The sequence below is a fragment of the Prevotella sp. LCP21S3_D2 genome (genome assembly GCF_052118345.1).
Classification (GTDB): Bacteria; Bacteroidota; Bacteroidia; order Bacteroidales; family Bacteroidaceae; genus Prevotella.
The window spans coordinates 1-319 of record NZ_JBQKHJ010000126.1; the positions used below are offsets into that span (position 1 = coordinate 1).

The following is a 319-nucleotide window of genomic DNA, read 5'->3' on the forward strand; positions in this document are numbered from 1 at the left end:
GCCTCCAGTGGTTCCGCTACCGCCCTGGTCGGTGTTGTCGCCACCAGGGGTATCCTTTCCGGTATCCGGGTTGGTATCCGTGGTGGTGCCATCCCCTAACAGAGCAGAGGCCTTCTTCAGCGTTCCGTCGAGGCTGAGGTTCAGGCAACTGAAATCGCCCGTGCCACGAGCTCTAATCTTCAAGCCCTCGATGTTCTTGGCAATGGTGAACTCCTTCTCGGTAGCGGCTCCCGCCTTGTTCTTGATACCAATGGAGAGGATGGCGAGGTCGGCAATCTTCACTGCGATGCCCTGGAGCACCAACTCCCGGATGCACGCT

The 319-nt window shown here is 58.9% G+C and carries 1 pseudogene; it reads right to left on the reverse strand.

The features are described from left to right. Positions 1-319, reverse strand: a pseudogene (locus ACTQ16_RS16895) (DNA-binding protein); the annotation flags it as partial.